Consider the following 244-nt stretch of genomic DNA (forward strand, 5'->3'; position numbering starts at 1 on the left):
CCCACACTACCATCGGCGCTACGGCGTTTCACTTCTGAGTTCGGCATGGGGTCAGGTGGGACCGCCGCGCTAGTGCCGCCAGGCAAATTCTGTTTTCCGCGCCGCCATAAGGCCACGCGGAGTATCCGTTAACAAGCTGAAAATCTCGCGTCTCACAAAACGCCTCTGGCGTTGTAAGGTTAAGCCTCACGGGTCATTAGTACCGGTTAGCTCAACGCATCGCTGCGCTTACACACCCGGCCTA

At 57.8% G+C, this 244-nt stretch carries 1 rRNA gene; it reads right to left on the bottom strand.

Annotation, left to right across the window (positions count from 1 at the left end):
• A 5S ribosomal RNA gene (gene rrf / locus B2J69_RS23490) occupies positions 1-83 on the bottom strand; the annotation flags it as partial.
• Between the last annotated feature and the right edge of the window lie 161 nt (positions 84-244).

This window comes from Pantoea latae, assembly GCF_002077695.1.
GTDB classification, from domain to species: domain Bacteria; phylum Pseudomonadota; class Gammaproteobacteria; order Enterobacterales; family Enterobacteriaceae; genus Pantoea; species Pantoea latae.